We start from the raw sequence: 17,164 nt of genomic DNA, 5'->3' as shown, positions 1-17,164 counted from the left end.
CCGACCTATGGGACCCCGAGAATCCGACGAGCGACCCGTCGAATTCCGTTTCGGAGCCACCGACCATGAACACCTCTGCACGACGTGCCGACGCGACGGCCACCGACGCGAATCGCCGATCGAGACGCCACCAGTTCGCGGTTGCGGGTGCCGGACTCGTCCTCATCACGGGGCTGCTTCATCTCGCTTTGGTCTCCGAGCATCTGGAGGAAGCCACCTACCTCGGCGTGCTCTTCGCCGCGGACTTCGTCGCGACAGTGGTCGCTGCGGTCGGAATCTATCGGTATCGGCAGTGGGGATGGTGGCTCGGCGTCGCCATCGCGGCCGTCGCCATCGTCCTCTACGTCGCTCACGTTACGGTCGGGCTTCCGGTCGTCGGGGTCGAGGAACCGGAGACGCTGGGAGTGGTGACGAAAGTCGTGGAACTGCTGTACCTGGGCGTCGCGGCGGTGTGGCTACGTAACGGCTGACCACCGCCGTTTCTGACGTCGGATCCGTCCCGTTTCAGGAGACCACTGGTTGCGAGATTATCCACAGCGAGAGGACCGTGTACCCGACCATCAGCACGACCAACGGGAGGTGTCCCCGTCGGGCGGCGGCCAGGGTTTCGAATCGCTCGACTGCGACGTAGTGGGCGGCGACCACCGCGATTACGTGGCCCACCACGATGAGGAGGACTTGTGACCCCCAGAACGCCGGGAGTGAGAGCCAGCCGAGCGGATTCACCGCTTGGACGCCGGGCGCGACGGGGTGGAGCGCGACGGCGACGAGTTGCCCGACGTAGCGGAACACGTAGGTGTAATTGTGCGCCACCTCGTAGGCAGCCGCGATGGGCAGGACCGTCGGCGCGAACGCCTGTGCGGCCCCGCGCCATCCGGGCGCGAGCGGTTGTCCGTCCCCGTCCGCCACTTGTCCACCGTCGGTGTTCGCGTCGGCGATGCGTCCCGTACGCGCCCCCTCGCTCCCGCCCAGTCGCTCGACGAGCACACTGGCGAGCGTGAACGAGACGACAAACCCGACCAGTCCGACGGCGTACAGCAGGACGCTCGTTTCCGGCCCCGTCCCCAGCGCGTCTCGGGTGCCGAACAGCACGTCCTGATACGTCCGCGTGTTGGTGAACCCGTCGAAGCTCACGGTGTAGACTGCGGTGACGACGAACGCGACCAGCGAAAAGCTTCGAACCGGTTCGACGCTCCCGCGCCACGGCGCTCGAAGCGAGACGTCCGTGCTTCCGTCCTCCGTCCGGTCGATGGTGACGGAGGAAACCCGTCCGAAAAGCCGATAGAGAACCGAGAGCGGGTCGGCGCGCCGGAACCACTCCGTTCCGTACAGCACGCTCCCGATGATCATCAGGCTGGCGTACACCGCGAGAACGACGGTGGTCAACTGCGGACTGGTCGGAATGTAGGTCAAGTTCTCGAAGATGCCCATGAGGAGGACGAACCCGACGAACGCCGGCCAACTGGCGAGTCGTTTCGGGTAGGACCCGAGGACGGCCAATCGTTCGCCTTCGAGCCACGTGAACCCGCGATAGAGGGTCCGCCACGGCGAGAGGACGGCCCACGGCGTTCCGAGGAGAATCGAGAGGAGGGCGACCCCGCGGAACCAGACCGGCCACGTGAATACGGTCGCGAAGTTCCCCTCCTGTGCTTGTTTTCCGACCACGCCGAGGACCAGCGCGGCGACGAACCCGGCGAAGAAGACGAGCCGAAGGGTCAGCCGAATCGCCGCCGAAACCGACGGCGGAACGGTGAGAACGCGGGTCCGCTGCGCGCTCTCCGCGGGCGTCCGTTCGGTGAACGCGAGCCATCCCGCGGTCAGCGCGACGGTCGCGCCCGCACCGAGAAACAACAGCGGAAGCGGGAGCGGCGAAGCGAACTTCGAGGACGGGACTTGGTGTGCGCTCGCCAGTCCCGGCACCGCTCCGAGCGCGAACAGAACGACGAGGAGGACTCGTAACCGTCCCCCGGTTCTACGAGGCTTCCCGTTTCCACGCTTCATCGTGCGCCCGTAGAGGCCGAACGGGAAAAGCAACTGCGGTTCTGCGTCGGAACGGCACCGCCCGATTCCGCTCGTCAGGAGCCACCCGGAATCTCCGACCCAGAACGTATTTGCGCCCGTGACGGCAATCCACCGCCATGTCTTCGTCATCGTTCGACGCGGCGGCGCTGTCGTCGCTCCCGTCGTTCGTCGCGCTCGAAACCGCGCCCGTTCTCATGGGACGAAAGGACGGTGCGAGCATCCAGATGAGCGACCGCTACTTCGAAAATCAGCTCTCGGTGCTTCGAAGCCTCGACGGCGCGTCGTTCACCGATCGAATCGACTCGCTTTCGGACTCCTACGAAACCGTTCGGAACGCATCGGTACACCTGAATTCGGTGTCCGTCGGCACGCTCGAACACGCGGCGAACAACCTCCACGAAACGTATCGCTCGATGCCGGAGACGAAACATCTCCGCTCGTCGTTTCCCGGCGACTGTCTCACCCTCCCCGAGTTCGTCCGGACCGGCAGGAACGGCATCGACTTCGGCCTTCGGGCGTACTTCTTCCGCGAGGGCGACGCGCCGGACCCGGAGGACGTCATCCACCAGAACGTCGTCGGCGTCGTGGAGGAGACGGAACGCGAGTTCGAACGCTATCAGGGCGGCCTCCACGGCTACCCCGATTGCTGCATCGAAGCCTTCATGCACCGCTCGCCGAACGCGGACGCGCCCGAAGTGCGTTCCGTCGAGGCGCTATCGTGCGTCCGAGAGGAGCGAATCGGCGCGTCCGGCGTCTCCATCGTGGACATCCTCCCCGACTTCTTCGAGGAGCCACACGCCTACTCCTTCTTCTCGCGCAAGTTCTTCCCCGAACCCGACTGCGAAACGGCCCAAGAGAGCGGCCGCGATATCTTCGAGGCGCTGACGGCGGCGTTTCCGGAGCGGATGGTTCGGGATACCTTTCGGCTGAACTACGCGCTCTGTTACACCCTCGCCCACAGCCTCACCCCGGAGGGCGGAGAACTCCCCCACGTCGGGTCGTTGGGAACCGAACACGTCTACGCCTCTCTCCCGCTGAAAAACGCGCTCTCGGTGCCGCGGTATCGGTCGTCGTAAAATCGAAGTCGAATACGAATTCGAACTCCCCGTCCGGCGATCTCCGCCCGCCGACTTCCCGTCCGCCGTCCCCTATTCCTCGCTGTAGTCCAGCGCTACGACCCGTCCGTCGCCGTAGACGGCCAGTATCTCGGGTTTCCCGTCGCCGTCGATGTCGGCCAGTTTGACGTGGGTCCAGATGGGAACGGTGCGCTCGTAGTTCGCGAGGACGGACCCGGTGTCCGGATTTATCACCGACACGCTGCCGGTTTCGGTGACCGCGACCAGTTCTTTCCTTCCGTCCCCGTTCAGGTCCCCGAGCATCGGTGGCGGCATCGTCTGGACGTCCTCGGTGGTCAGCGTCGTCGTCCACTCGACGCTCCCGTCGTTCGCGTTGAGCGCCCTGACCTTCCCGACTTCCGTATCTCCCTGTTCGTGAAGCCCGGACGCGTACACCTCCACCTGCCCGTCGCCGTCACCGTCGCCGACGGACTTCACGGCGGCCATTCCGTCGAACGATTTCGACCACTGATCTTTTCCCGTCTTCCCGTCGATAACGGTAACCGCTCCGTTGAACGTTCCCGCGACGATTTCGACGGCGGGGTCGTCGTCGGTCTGTCCGGTCGTCATCCAGTTGACGCTCCCGTCGGTTCCCGTCCGCCACTTCACGCTCCCGTCCGGTTCGTACACGGTGACGTTTTTCTCACCGACGGCGAGTTCCGACGTTCCATCGCCGTCGAAATCGGCGACGGCCGGCGCGGCGACGACCGTGGTCGAGGTGTCGATGTGTTTCTTCCAGACTAAGCTTCCGTCCTCCGAGTAGACGAAGACGGTTCCGTTCAGGTCCGTGACGACGATTTCCTTCCCCGGTTCGGGCGTAAAGTCGGTCACGATGGGTTTCGTGTAGCCCCACCACGAGAGGTTCCCCGAGAACTCCCGTTCGCCCCCGGCCGAGAACCCGAGGATCTTCTCCTCGGTCGACGCCACGAACACGTCCTGGGTGCCGTCACCGTCGTAATCCGCGAAAACCGGGTCGCCGTAGCCGTGGATGTTGCAGGTCTCTTTCGGCATCGTCGTCTGCCACCCTTTCGTCCCGTTCGCGTCCAACTCGACGAGCGAGCACGTCCCTTTGTCCTGCTCGACGTTGACCGAGACGACGATTCGCTTCGACCCGTTCACCTCCGCCACCGCCGGAACGTGGTGGTTTCCGATCGTGTTCCGGTCGGTGTCGGACACCCACTTCTCCGTCAGTTGCCCCTGCCGATTCGGTTGGGTGACGGCGTACACCCCGGCACCGACGAGGGAGAGAAGGAGGACCGCGATGACCGCCATCGTTCGGGTACGCATTGGTTCACTCTACCGACGGACAACGGAAAAACTGCCCGCATCGTTCGTCTCGCGTACTAGTCGTTCGTTTGGAAGGCGGGGGCAACTCACCCGTATCGACGGGTGATTTCTACCGGGTCGTCCTGGTTCCCGTCCGAAAATTCGACTTCGTACACGTCCGGCATCGTCAGGTCTGTTCGCCAGAACTCGACGCCGAACCGTTCGTCGTACGCGTTCAGGACGAGCGTGAGGAGGTTTCCGTGCGTTCCGACGACCACGGACTCCCCCGCGTGGCGGTCGATTGTCCGCTCGACTGCCGCGAGGCCACGGGTCTGTGCGTCATCGTTCGACTCGCCGTCGGGCCACGCGAACGACCAGTCCGACCAGACCCGATCGATGGCTCTTTCGAACGTTTCGCCGATGGTTTCCACGGGACCGTCGGTCAACTGTCGTTCGCGGAAGCCCGCCTCCTCGATGATTTCCACCCCGTGGTCGTCCGCGACCGGACGGACCGTCTGCCGGGCACGGGCGAACGGGCTCGAAACCACGGCGTCGATTTCCTCGTCCGCGAGCACCGCCGCGACGCGCTTTGCGTCGCGATGCCCTCGCTCGGAGAGCGGCCGTTCCGACTCGCGGTTCGGCACCCACGGCGAATGGGCGTGGCGAACGAAGTAGATAGTCGTCATGTGGTCCCCTCGTTCGGTTCCGGAATGAGGGTTTTGAATCTCGCTCACCCACACCGGATTTTCACGCTTCCGACAGCGGATTTTATATCGTTCCTCCTCTTCGCTTCTATCGAATGCGAGATTTTCACACCCACTCGAACTACTCCGACGGGACGTTCCTCTTTCGGATGGTTCGTGCCGCCGAGGACGCGAACCTCGACGGAATCGGGTTCGCGGACCACTGCACCGTCTCCGCCCGCGAGTACACGAAGGACGCTCGCGCCGCGAGGGGATTCAATCTCGACGTCACGTACGAACGACGACGGCGGGCCATCGAGGAGTTGCGCGAGGACGCGACCGTCGAGATTTACGACGCCGTCGAAATGGATTACGACCCCCGCGACGAGGCCGAGATACGCGACTTCCTCGAACGCGCCGACTTCGATTACGCCATCGGCAGCGTCCACGACATCTCGGAGATGAACGTGCAGGTCCCCTCGAACTTCGCGGCCATGTCGGACGACGAACGCGACGGCATCGTGGACCGCTACTTCGACAACCTCTCCGCCCTCATCGAGTCCGAGTTGTTCGACATCGCCGCCCATCCCGACCTGATAGAGCGAACCCCCGGTCTCCGCGGGCGCGCGACGGACGACCACTACCGGCGGCTCGCGCGGGCGTTCGCGTCGTCCCGAACCGTCCCCGAAATCAACGCCGGTCGCGCCCTGACCGACGCGGGAATCGTCCATCCTACCGAACGCTTCTTCTCGACTCTCCGCGAGTACGACGTTCCGTTCACCGTCGGGTCCGATTCGCACGAACCCGAACAGGTCGGTGCCCGCCGCGAGTTCCTCGGAACCCACCTCGAAACGGTCAACGTGGACCCCGTTTCCCCGCCGAGTCTCGATTTCGACGGCTGACCTGTCGGCCGCTCTTCGGTCACTCCCCGCCGTCGGTCGCTTCGCCACCTCGCTTCGTGTCGTCGAATCCCTCGTCCGTCTCCCGAGTCGTGGTCGGGCCGATGTCGAGACGGCCGGAGCGCTCCTCGCCGCGAAGTCGCGGCACGGCAACTTGGAAGAACTGAACGACGACGACCATCAGGAGCGGCCCCAAAAAGACGCCGTACCATCCGAACAGTATCGGCCCGAGGAGGTAGGCGAACATGACCAGCGACAGGTGAAACAGCTTTCCCGAGAGGTACGGCCGGATGTACGTCCGAACCACGTTGTCGAACGCGAGCGTCATGAACAGGAAGAACACCAGCGGGTACCAGAGGTCGTTTGGGTTGCGCTGAATCGCTCCTAACGCGAGGAACGCGGATATCGCGATGTAGACGACGGAGCGCCCGACCAGCGGGACGAGCGTGAAGATGCCCGTGATGACGGCGAGGAGTATCGTCGCCGGAATGAGGAGGTTGTTCGGCGCGAAGAGGTTGAAGAGGTTGTAGATTATCGCGGTGAGTATCATGATGACGAAGATGGTCAACGTGTACCCGAAGTACACCGAGTTCAGCCCCGAATCGACCGCTTCGAGGTAGTCCGTGAACACCGGGTCGCCGTCGAGCAGTTGCTCTTTTCCCCACCGAGCGAGGCGTTCGTCCTCCACGAGGAGGAAAAAGCCGAGCAGCAACGAGAGGAACAGCATGAAGATGCTTGACGCTACGGCACCGACGAACGACTGCGCGCTGGTCAGCGCCGACTGCACCGACGGGTCCTTGAGCGTCGTGGTCGCCGTATCGAGCAACTTGTTCGGGTCGTTCGGAATCGTAGTGCTCGGCAGTCCGCCGAGCAGGCGCGCCGCCGCGCTCGTGTTCGCAAAGGAGGCCAACTGCCCGATAGCTATCGAAAAAAAGACGCCCAGGAAGAGCACGACGGGAACGACGATGAGCAACAGCGACAACGCCGCCGAGGCGTTCCCCCCCTCGACTCGACGCCCGATATATCGGTTAATCGGTCGCGCAACGTAGTAGATGAACAGGCCGAATATCACCCACGGCAGGAACGTGTAGGCTACCGCGGCGACGATGCCGAACACTATCAGGCCGACGACCCACCACTTCAGCCCCGGCCGAACGATACGAACCCGCATGGCTTCCGAACTTGCCCCACTCCCAGCCATATGCTACCGTACGTCACCGACAGCGTTAGCTCTGCCGTCGGTGGTCATCCGCCAGCGGTCGTCCTCGTCCGTCAGCGGTCGTCTTATGTCTCTCCCACGTGGACACCACCGCAACGGATATCGTGTTAGCCAACCTACGTATATCGAACGGCACGACTCGGCGCTCGCGCTCGGTCGTGTCTCAGTGGGAGCGACATGATCGACTCGAAATCGACAATCGGGGGGTATGGACGCCGGGAACGTCGAGCAGTGGTGCGATACGGCGGAACGCGGGGACGATGAGTTTTCTCCAAGTCCTTCCGCTGGCGTTCGTGATGATCGCGGGACCCCAGATCCTCAGTGCTATCTTTCTCGCCACGAGCGAGAACTGGCGTCGGAACTCCGCCGCGTTCGTCTTCGGCGCGGCGCTCTCCATCACCCTGCTCGTCTCGCTCGCCTTCTTTCTCGGCATCGGCGCGAACCGCCAACGGGGGTCGAACACCACCCTCTCGGCCATCGTTCTCGTCCTCCTGCTCGTCGCCATGGTGCACACCTATCTGACCCGCGAGGAGTCGGAACCGCCGAAGTGGATGGGGAAGTTGACGTCCGCGGATCCGCGCTTCGCGTTCAGACTCGGCTTTCTCCTCCTCGGGTTCTTCCCCACCGACATCCTCACTTCGGTCGCCGTCGGGTCCTACCTCGCCGCGAACGGGTTGGCGTGGACGGATTCCCTCGGGTTCATCGCGATCACGCTGCTGTTATTGGCGCTCCCGTCGCTCACCCTGCTCACGTTCGGCGAACGGGCACAAGCGTGGCTACCGAAGGCGCGCGAGTGGATGAACGATAACTCCTGGGTCGTCAGCGAAGCCGTGATTTTACTGTTCATCGGCATGAGCCTGAACAACCTCCTCAGGTAGCCGTTCCTCTATCGCTCCAACCTTCTACGCCACTCCGAAAGTTGAGACCGGTGCGCTCGATGCAAGGATTCTCACCCTCCTCGATTTATTCACTCATTCTCCGACGAAACAGCTATCGCATCCGCTTCGTGTATTATTCGATCGTTACACGATCAGGAGATGGTAACTCACGAAGCTCTGGATTCAAAAGTACATACAACGCCAATGCGATCGCTGCGACCCCGAGTGCGGCCATCGCAGCTCGAGGACTGACCCAGCCGGCGAACACTCCTCCAGCTAGTGAACCGATCGGAATCATGGATGCTGATGCCGATCCGTAAATGCTACTCACCCGTCCAACCTTCTCTGCTGGCGGTGCGGCTTGAAACACTGTGGCTACATACACGGAAACAACCCCGATCGGAATGTTAGTCAGCGCAAAGAGCAAGGCCGTCAAAGGGAGCCAGTTCGCGAGAAGTGCACCACTCCAAAGGAGCCCTGCAACGGTGTATCCGACGATCATGCTCCGTCCCAATGGACGTGTCGCAACGATGTTTGCGGCGAGGGCTCCGACGAAGCCGCCGGCTGCGATCGATCCCATGAGGATCCCATACGAACCAGCGGCACCGATTTGACTCACCACTTCTGGAACGACAAGGGAGTCAGCGTACGCAGGTGTCGCTGCCAGCATCATCCCAACAGAAAAGTTGGCAACTACTGCCCCGGCAAGTAGCGGTACAAGAGGTGTCCCACGAAGAACGCCCGCTCCTTCGCGCATACGCGTCAAATAGGAGTCGGATTCTTCTGCTCCCGTGTATGATCCGTCACCGTCTGTAACTACTGAATTCCCGCTGTCCTTGGCTTGCCGCTCGTCACCCGACAACGTCGAGGGTTCTTCGGACTGGTTGTCATCCGATACCGTATTTGCGGATGGGATCGAGACAGTTGCAAATACGATCGCAGCGATTCCGAACGTAATGGCGTCAAAGATAAACAATGTAATCGCGCTGAAAAGCCCAATAAGGACACCGCCAACCCCATTCGCTACCGTGTCGAACCCCTGGTAGGCGACCGAAAACGCTGAATTGGCCGCGACCAGTTCTTCCCTATCGAGGATTCGTGGGAGTGCGGTACTCTGCGCCGGATACACTAACTGATTGAGTGCGGAAAGGACGGGCATTACGATGAGCACTAACTCGACGGTAAGGAATCCGAAAACGTGGGCTATCGGAATCACCGAGACGACAACCGCCTGAATGAGTTGTGTGCCGACGAGCGTTCGGCGAATCGACCACCGATCAACCAGTGGTCCTGCGAGGAACTGAAACACTTGTGGGGTCATCGTCACGAAACCAGCGATTCCCGTGTAGACCGGATCGTTCGTCAAACTGTAGACGAGCCACATCGCAGCGACAAGATAGAAGCTGTCACCGACATTGGTTATCACACGACCTGTAAACAACCGACAAAACGTCCGATCTCGAAAGGCTTCACGCATATTCTGATCGGTCGAACGATGAGGCCATAAATATAATTAGAATGATATTTCTGTTACGAACTGTACAGAAGTCCTGTTCTATATTCCGATTGACAATCCAACCAAGTTCGATCCCAGAGATCAGATTCTGTACCGAGAAACCCTTTTGATCGGTGGATAACGCGAACACCGTCAAGTTACGTGTCTATCTCGATGATGTCGAACGTTCCGTCGACGGCAACGCTACGAGTGGAGTCACCGGCTCGGTACGTTACCTCCACTCGGATCGGATTTCGGCTTTCGATATCCACCGTAACGGGATCGAGTTCAGATAGCTCCCAGATAAACCGATCCTGAACGACAATTCCATTCTCGTAGTGAAAACTGGCAACACCAGGCTCAGCGAGCAAGAGTGCGTGGTATACTGCGACTTGCGACTCGGTGCCACACTGTTGGCAATCAAACAGAACTACTGGGTCGAGGGACTGGTTATTCGAGTTTGAAAACTCGATCTCCGATGATCGATCTCCATCCATCGCGTTAACCAGTTCTACAGTTGGCTTCATCTGCCCGTTACAGAATGGGCAGAAGCCGTTGGTGACTTGTTGCACTTTCGTCCGGAAATACTGACTCACAGTTTCAGGGATCTCGTTCCGGTCGCACCCGGCAAACACGGAAGGCGGAATGGGAGCCTCCCAACCGGCTGGACAGGATGAACAGGAATCACACCCGATGTGGACGGTTTCATTTTCATACCGTAGCAGTAGAGGCTCACCACTATTTTGGCACGAGTGATTCAACACGATCGGATCGAGAGTCCCGTCCGCCGTGTACATCCCCGACGCAATCGCCCCGTTCACGTGCTTGCCCGCTTGTGTCAGCCGATATCCTTCATCGGTCTTGATGACGAATTGTCCTACGAGTTTGTCCAAGTGGTAGTTGAATTGGCCAGGGTCGCGCATTCCGACGGTCCGCCGTAACTCCGAAAAGGGTATCGTTTGAACATCGGATTTCCAGAGCACCTGTAGGATCTTGAGGCGTGTCTCGTCGGAGAGATCAGCAAACGCCTCCTCAGGCTCGGTCTGCTGGACGAACTGGTCACTCATATCTCTCTCTCTTAGAGACGTTTTCTCATAGGGATACCGGGGAATTGCGTGATCCACAGTCCGCTCGCCTGCTGAGTCTTGTCGATCGCAGCATCTAGCTCTTGCTCTGAAAGACGTTTAATTACCTCTAATCGACAAGTTTCACTCCTGTAGATTCTAGGTGCTGTGAGTATCCAGACTCTGCGCCGATTACTCCGCCGAGCGCTCGCTGGTCGAAGTTGGGAAGTCACCCTCATATTCGCCATCACTACCATTGAACTGCTCTGCGAACCATTCTGACTGGACTCAGCAGCTATTCACTACGGCAGAAAGGAGGCTGCTTGGAAGGGTCGCGCAGGTCCGAACCAGCTAGCGAGAGGCCGACAGAGAGGATTAGCCCTCGGACATGTCCGTTACTGCCATTCCGATCCCGTATGTCAGTGAGACTAACGCGACACCGAACATGAGAAGCCACAAGATGAGAATGAGGTTAAGCGGAACGCTCCTCACTCCCTCGGGGAGGCCGTGCTTTACTGCGATCTTATTTGGAACGATCGGGCGGTAGACCAGCTGTACAACCATCAGAACGAGTCCAGTGGTGGCACCGAAGGCAATCGTCCACCAACTTCCGCCATCGTTGGGGGTCTGTCGGAGGATACTGACATAGTCGATCATGAGCGTAACCCCGATGGAGTACAGGAGACAGATGGTAATCGATACTACAGAATAATCCAGTAACAGAAAATGCGAACCGAGGCCGATACATATCCCTACAACCCCACCAACGAGTGCTGCTCGCTTCGTTGGCGGATCTCGAGTCGTCTTCTTGGACGCTGAAAACAGGGTGGAGTGGTTTGATCGATCGGGATTCATCTGATACTCACTAGATGTTGACAGGAAAATCGGCTCAGGGGTTCCGTTCAATATACAAGAAAGTCTATAATCGTAATAAAGAAACCGATCTTCTATAGCGGATTGTTCGTGAGTGCTCGCCGTCTCCAGATCAGCAAGGCGAGTGTCTCGAAGAACAAAGGTTCGTAGAGATTAGCATAAACGTCTCCGCTCTTCTTGATGACCTCCTTTGTGTTGTAGAGGTCGCCGTAGATAGCAGTCGAAGAACCGTACTCTATCTCATTGAACTTCTGAAGGAGTGTGTTCTCTTCATCCTCAGTTGTGAACTAGGTCTGATTGTGACTCGAAACGAAGATTTCATATCGCATTAATCGGTTTATACTATCGATTATTCGGATCATGGGCCCTCCCTCCTTGGAATTCGTTGCTTTCGACCTTCCCCACCCGACTTCTCATTAGGGCCATAAGCGGAAGTGCGACCACCCCGGGACCCCCGAATCAATCTATGCACAACACTTTCTCACCCTAAATCGGAGGGTGGTCTGAGAGAATTGTAACGAGCGGCCATAGACCGGTCAAGATCTGGGAAAACCGGTCACTCTATTCATTGGTATCTTCTGGCGTAAACAAATCTTCAATCGTACAGTCGAAATAATCTGCCAGTTTAAATGCTAATTCGAGACTAGGATCGTACCGTCCAGTTTCGATTGCATTGATTGTTTGCCGACTAACTCCGAGCGCCGTTGCAAGATCCCCTTGTGTGAGGTCGTGGATTGCTCGTTGCACTTTGAGCGTGTTTTCCATCTCGCCACCTTAGATGAAATTGCGATGCTGTATCTCGGATACTCCCATAACGAGCGTCGTTACAGTTACTCCTGCGAGAATACTCCCGACAAAGATGGTCTCTATCGACATGGATGAGAGTGTAGTATATGTCATCCCGAGCATAAATCCAGCAACAATTGTCAGAAATCCCCATGCCATCGCAGAATCCAGAATCTCTTGATCACGCTCATCAACTGTGGTTTCAGGGGCAGTTCCTTGGCGAAAGTTATATCCAATATTTGAGCCGATAAGGGCCCCGATTGGCAATCCCCAGAGAAACACGAGATCGAAGTCACCGAAGTACAATCCCATTGTAGCTCCAACAACAGCAGTTGCACTGAATATGAGACCGTTGTATTTCGGTGGTAAGAGATTCATCCCGGCTGTTGATTGATTGGAAACCATACTTTACACAATGTAAACGCTACTTATCAATATTCCCCTTCTTCACTCTTGCTGAAATCTATTGGCAAATGTGGATAGCGAAGATATAATGTCAATTCGAGCCCGCTCCTGGCTACCGATTTCGATCCCTCGTATTCTCTCATTCGTTCATTTTTCCGGTGCTACAAGAATTAAGAGAGTTAGTATATCACACTAACTTCGACGTATTTACTTCCGATTTGACTGCCGACTGTTTGCGATGCATTCTAGCGAAGTAGCTGTATATGCTGCATGAGACGGCCCTGTTTGATGCACTCTATAGCGAGTTTGCTATCGTATTGGACGAGACACGAGATTACGGGATGACGCTGAGCGACTTGCAATGCGAATGCTCAAAAATGATGGGAACAGACGACTGCTAATCGGCGTCACTGAGGGAGTAGCAGCGGTGCTTACCTACAACCAACTGATGAACTCAATCACGCGAATGTCAATTGAGACGGACCGATTAGACGGCAATGGGAGTCGGCATATCGACCGGCAACGGACGGAAGGGCAAGTGCTTGAAGCATAGCGACAGCTTGGGAGTGACTATTTCGACTGGGTTCATCCACGCTTTTGGTGGGTATTCAATGTAGAGTATATGGTCGGATGAGAACGCTAAACGTCGTTAGAATACCCTTCAGTTTTGCTCTGGGGATCAATTGAGAGAAAAGTAGTCTGATGTCCAGGACTCGGCAGTGGATTGTCTTAGGGTTTTCTCGCAGCATACAATTTACTCAGTTGTTGTCTGTCGTATCTCATGGACCATTGCTCCAAGTGTCAAGACTAACATTATGAGGAGTGCGACTTCGTCAAGCGTATCGATGACAGACGGTCCTTTGGTGATAATCGAACCAAGAGTATCCCATTGAAGGGAGGCCCAGACGATACAGAGTAAGAACAGAGATATTGCAGCACTCCACCGTTTTAAGCTACCGACAATTTCCATCTAACGAGTTTACTCTCGTATCTCCCTTGAAATTTTTTATTCACGAACTCATATCCCACATCAGTATGGTACGAGTTCGATAAGTATAGGATTCTAATAATATGTTCATTAAGTTGATGGGTGGGGATTTACCTGTGAAGTCATGGATGTGGTTGTTATCCTCATCAGCCATCAAAATTTAATGTTTGAACCGAAGGTATTAAATGGGCAATAGATTGCTTTCAGACACTTCGATCTGTTTTAACATGCGTGATTGATTCTATAATCGAAGTAGAATGTACGGCGGCAGCGAGGTCGAATTCTCGAATTCATCCGATTTGGGCGGTTTACTTCCTGTGGGCAGTATAAGCAGAAGTGGATTCTATCGAGCAGAAACAGAGATTTATGAGAACATACGTCGAAGGTTAGATATAGAGTGGCTCAACATGGATGGTGGCCTGATCGTACGACTTGGAGTATACTTCGTGTTCTTTTGGGCGATTATTGGTGTATATATCTATCGGGAAGCAAAGAAAGAGCGCCGGTCATCCCCAAAATTGCGAGGGTTTGGTTGGGGCGTATTTGCTCTGATAGGTGTCGTAAAATATCTCATTCATTTGCCCGAGTCTGATAAGAGCCGGACGAAATGGCTAGCACTTGCACTAGCCTGCTTTGTATTTTGGGGAATTGGAACTTTTGGCCTACAAGAACTTGCAGCATGGTACCCATGGGCAGCGTTCTACGCTGGACTTTTCATTCTATATGTGAAGTTTGACCTTGCGACATTTAATTCTTCTAGAAGAAATGAAAATACGCTCTAAGCCGAGTGCTGGCAATAGATAGTAAGAGAATAGGAGGCGATCAGACCACGAATAGCTGTGCAAGAACGATCGCTGTGATTGCAAGCGAAAAACCCGCCATCGCATAGGTCAATGCGCCATACTCGGTTGGCTTTCGCTCTTCTTTCTCTGGGAACCATAATCGAACAAGCCCAATTAGTAAAATCGGTAATCCAACCCCTGTTCGAAGGATGCTCTCAACATTCAACTGGAACTGTGAGGCCATTAGAGACTGGACCAATAACAACACTCCGCTATACAGAAAACAGTACGTTACGAACCGTGCTGGCCGCATCACTCCTATAATTGTAGTCTAATCACCATATTCCTACCGGTACCTTCTCTTCTGATAATTGTGCAGTGAACCGCTGGAACTGATCGACTGATTTGCAGAAAAATTCTCTTCTGTCTCGTTAAGACGTGAAAAATCAGCAAAACGGCTTTGTTTCCTCTCATATCCACTCTTATCTCGTATGAGATTGATGGTCAGTTAGACCGCTTGTTGGCCAGTAGACCGTGTGTCGAACCAAAGAGAAACACCTGCTCCAAGTGCTAATGCAAGACCGAATCCTGCAAACAACACTTCATCCATCATCAGGAACGCAATCGCCTGAATACCACCTAATATGAGGAGATATACTGAGACAAGTGAGCGGTACTGTCTATTATGCATACTTCTCTATTGTAGCTGTTCGTGAATAAGAGTATCTCCTGCAGCATATAACGAAATTTCGAGAAACCGGATCTTCACTCGAAATCGGGTGTGAATCGATAAACGGGAGTGGATCATCCCAGGTTTCCCTGAATCTATCTGTGGCCGGTTCGCCGTGCGTATTGAACGAATGGATCGAATCATCCTAATCACTTAGTAGAGTGGTGAGGAATGACGATTCATGGAACGAATGTATCTCTATAACGGGGCTCTTGCTGTCCTCGGACTGTCGTTTCTTCTGAACGCGAGTGCCACATTTGTTGCCGGAGAATGGAGTGTTATTTCACTCCTTTTTGCGGTGAGTGGGGGCGGAATGATTCTCGGCGCTGGCTACGAGTCGCTCCGAACTGATCCTGCCGAGTTCAGTATTTCTGCCGGTGCACTCGTTGTGATCATTGGTTGTGCTTGCTTGAGTCTTGTCGCGACCGTCCTGGATATCGTGTTTAGCGCCTGATCGATAGACTCACACTCTCTATTCAACAATAAGCCGGATTTGTGATCAGTATTGATAGAAGCGGCAGTGGATTCTCATGAGCGGTAACTTCTTAGTGGTTTGAATTGTAGTTCTTGCTATGGACGTTATTGGGTCAATCGTCGCGACTGCCATTTTCCTTGCCATTGGATATGTGTGGCTTCGCGGCTATTGGAAGGGGTATGATGGACTCAATAGAGAGTTATTCAAATAACTACTATTTGTCTGGTTTTGAAACCACAAATATTGGTTATGCGTGTGCCAACGGCCCTTCTAATAAGCGGAAGTCGATTTACCCACCTCCACGCCCCGGGGAAGCGTGAAACCTTGCCATGAGGAGAGCTTCAGAAGCCAGCTTGGCCCGCTCGAAGAAAATAGAGCGACCAGTCAGGTCTAACGTCGTGCAATCACGGACGGTCTGGATTTGCTAAATGATACAGGGGTTCGATACTCTCCTCGGGTTGGTCTTCAGCTACGATTTCTCCAAGAAGTTGTTTGAACTCTAGATCAAGGTCGTGCTGGGAAGATTCGAATACTTCGTGAGCCGTCTCGAGATCCTCGGCCTCCATGTAGAACATGACGTAATCCTCATCCTCCGTCGAGTTAAGGAATGCCGCCTCAGAAAAGACGCTTTCGTCTTGCAATGTTTCGACGGCTTCGTCCCGTCGGGAATTCACTTCTTCTACCCACTCGCGGAGTTGCTCTATTTGCCCTGGTTTGAGTCGATATCGAAATAGCGTAGTCTCAGCCATTGGTTAGACATTTATTATTTGTAATAAATACGTTTGGGATGATGGGAAACGGTCAGAATTATCTGAAAAACACATACAGCTGATTTCAACTGTGCCAAGATATAGACTATCCCATAATCCCAAATCGATCTGTGCACAGTGTGTGGTGCAGATTGAATACTAATTCAGAGATATGAGCGAAGCACCTCGCCATCATGAAGCTGTTCAGGAACCGTGTCGAACCACTGTGCCGCTAAAATTTCTTCTCCAGCCACTCCTAACTGTGAGACTTCGGGTATTTCGCCATCAGCGGATGCCGAATAGACAATAAATGCTGCTGAGAACCATTCTTCACCAGTATTCTCCGAGATATACGTCTGGTCGAGCACAACGAGCGGACGATCAACTACCGCATTCAATCCAGTTTCCTCATGTATCTCTCGTCGAGCTGCCTCAGATGGCGTTTCATGTGCTTCAACGGCACCCCCAGGTAAGAACCAGCCATCAGTCCAGCTATTCTTCACAAGAGCAATTCGTCCATCAGAGTCATGAACTCGGGCTGCGGCTGTCAACCCAGAACCACTGACCGCCCAGTCTTGAAGCGAGGTGAGATTTGATTCTGGAAGTAGCAGCGTTTGATCTACGTGTGGCACCTCTGGGTTGGTGTAGCACATACTGTTTTTCCTACTAGAAGATACGATTATCTAAGGGTAAAACCCGTTCGTTGTCTAGAAACTCAGTTCATACTACCGCATA

At 55.8% G+C, this 17,164-nt stretch carries 16 protein-coding genes; 5 read left to right on the top strand and 11 right to left on the bottom strand.

All coding sequences use genetic code 11. The features are described from left to right. The first annotated feature begins 65 nt into the window (after window positions 1–65). Window positions 66–470 carry a hypothetical protein gene (locus ACGYLY_RS13310; RefSeq protein ID WP_395281138.1) on the top strand — a complete coding sequence of 135 codons (405 nt, stop codon included), beginning with the start codon at window positions 66–68 and terminating at the stop codon, window positions 468–470. A 34-nt stretch (window positions 471–504) separates the two neighbouring features. Here the strand turns inward: ACGYLY_RS13310 and ACGYLY_RS13305 are convergent, their stop codons facing one another. Then, window positions 505–2,151 carry a hypothetical protein gene (locus ACGYLY_RS13305; protein WP_395281139.1) on the bottom strand — a complete coding sequence of 549 codons (1,647 nt, stop codon included), beginning with the start codon at window positions 2,149–2,151 and terminating at the stop codon, window positions 505–507. Between ACGYLY_RS13305 and ACGYLY_RS13300 the strand changes: the two genes are divergently transcribed. After that, window positions 2,139–3,098 (top strand): hypothetical protein, encoded by a 960-nt coding sequence (locus ACGYLY_RS13300; protein WP_395281140.1) that lies wholly within the window; start codon window positions 2,139–2,141, stop codon window positions 3,096–3,098. The two genes, ACGYLY_RS13305 and ACGYLY_RS13300, sit on opposite strands and share 13 nt — an antisense overlap. A 72-nt stretch (window positions 3,099–3,170) precedes the next feature. Here ACGYLY_RS13300 and ACGYLY_RS13295 read toward each other — a convergent pair whose 3' ends face one another. Continuing rightward, complete coding sequence (locus ACGYLY_RS13295) at window positions 3,171–4,424, bottom strand: FG-GAP-like repeat-containing protein (protein ID WP_395281141.1); 1,254 nt, start codon at window positions 4,422–4,424, stop codon at window positions 3,171–3,173. A gap of 86 nt (window positions 4,425–4,510) precedes the next feature. After that, on the bottom strand, window positions 4,511–5,089 hold the full coding sequence (locus ACGYLY_RS13290; protein WP_395281142.1) for a histidine phosphatase family protein: 579 nt from the start codon (window positions 5,087–5,089) through the stop codon (window positions 4,511–4,513). Between the two features lie 113 nt (window positions 5,090–5,202). On the opposite strand from ACGYLY_RS13290, the gene ACGYLY_RS13285 reads away from it, so the two are divergent. After that, window positions 5,203–5,988 (top strand): PHP domain-containing protein, encoded by a 786-nt coding sequence (locus tag ACGYLY_RS13285; protein WP_395281143.1) that lies wholly within the window; start codon window positions 5,203–5,205, stop codon window positions 5,986–5,988. 19 nt (window positions 5,989–6,007) lie between these two features. Here ACGYLY_RS13285 and ACGYLY_RS13280 read toward each other — a convergent pair whose 3' ends face one another. Continuing rightward, a complete protein-coding gene (locus tag ACGYLY_RS13280; RefSeq protein WP_395281144.1) occupies window positions 6,008–7,186 on the bottom strand; it encodes an AI-2E family transporter in 1,179 nt (392 codons plus the stop codon). 278 nt (window positions 7,187–7,464) lie between these two features. Between ACGYLY_RS13280 and ACGYLY_RS13275 the strand changes: the two genes are divergently transcribed. Further along, window positions 7,465–8,082, top strand: coding sequence for a GAP family protein (locus tag ACGYLY_RS13275; RefSeq protein ID WP_395281145.1), 618 nt, complete (start codon window positions 7,465–7,467; stop codon window positions 8,080–8,082). A gap of 133 nt (window positions 8,083–8,215) precedes the next feature. Here the strand turns inward: ACGYLY_RS13275 and ACGYLY_RS13270 are convergent, their stop codons facing one another. The 5 genes from ACGYLY_RS13270 to ACGYLY_RS13250 form a co-directional block, all read right to left on the bottom strand. Then, on the bottom strand, window positions 8,216–9,559 hold the full coding sequence (locus tag ACGYLY_RS13270) for an MFS transporter (protein WP_395281146.1): 1,344 nt from the start codon (window positions 9,557–9,559) through the stop codon (window positions 8,216–8,218). Window positions 9,560–9,735: 176 nt separating this feature from the next. Continuing rightward, the gene (locus ACGYLY_RS13265) at window positions 9,736–10,644 is read right to left on the bottom strand and encodes a winged helix-turn-helix domain-containing protein (RefSeq protein WP_395281147.1); all 909 of its coding nucleotides are present in this window, start codon (window positions 10,642–10,644) and stop codon (window positions 9,736–9,738) included. A gap of 372 nt (window positions 10,645–11,016) precedes the next feature. Further along, window positions 11,017–11,496: a hypothetical protein gene (locus ACGYLY_RS13260; protein WP_395281149.1), complete on the bottom strand. Its 480-nt coding sequence runs from the start codon at window positions 11,494–11,496 to the stop codon at window positions 11,017–11,019. A 579-nt stretch (window positions 11,497–12,075) separates the two neighbouring features. Beyond that, window positions 12,076–12,279, bottom strand: coding sequence for a helix-turn-helix transcriptional regulator (locus tag ACGYLY_RS13255; protein WP_082838011.1), 204 nt, complete (start codon window positions 12,277–12,279; stop codon window positions 12,076–12,078). A 9-nt stretch (window positions 12,280–12,288) separates the two neighbouring features. Beyond that, window positions 12,289–12,705, bottom strand: a complete 417-nt coding sequence (locus ACGYLY_RS13250) for a hypothetical protein (RefSeq protein ID WP_395281150.1) — start codon at window positions 12,703–12,705, stop codon at window positions 12,289–12,291. 1,245 nt (window positions 12,706–13,950) lie between these two features. Here ACGYLY_RS13250 and ACGYLY_RS13245 point away from each other — a divergent pair. Continuing rightward, a complete protein-coding gene (locus ACGYLY_RS13245; RefSeq protein ID WP_395281151.1) occupies window positions 13,951–14,475 on the top strand; it encodes a hypothetical protein in 525 nt (174 codons plus the stop codon). A gap of 1,609 nt (window positions 14,476–16,084) precedes the next feature. On the opposite strand, the gene ACGYLY_RS13240 is transcribed toward ACGYLY_RS13245, so the two are convergent. Together ACGYLY_RS13240 and ACGYLY_RS13235 are read right to left on the bottom strand one after the other, a co-directional pair. Further along, window positions 16,085–16,429: a DUF6176 family protein gene (locus ACGYLY_RS13240; protein WP_395281153.1), complete on the bottom strand. Its 345-nt coding sequence runs from the start codon at window positions 16,427–16,429 to the stop codon at window positions 16,085–16,087. A gap of 164 nt (window positions 16,430–16,593) precedes the next feature. Further along, window positions 16,594–17,082, bottom strand: coding sequence for an NUDIX hydrolase (locus ACGYLY_RS13235; RefSeq protein ID WP_395281154.1), 489 nt, complete (start codon window positions 17,080–17,082; stop codon window positions 16,594–16,596). Window positions 17,083–17,164: the final 82 nt, after the last annotated feature.

Origin of the sequence: Haladaptatus sp. CMAA 1909 (assembly GCF_043952005.1) — an archaeon.
GTDB lineage: Archaea > Halobacteriota > Halobacteria > Halobacteriales > Haladaptataceae > Haladaptatus.
Note: the sequence above shows the minus strand (reverse complement) of the source record. Positions and strands in the feature narration are given on the sequence as shown.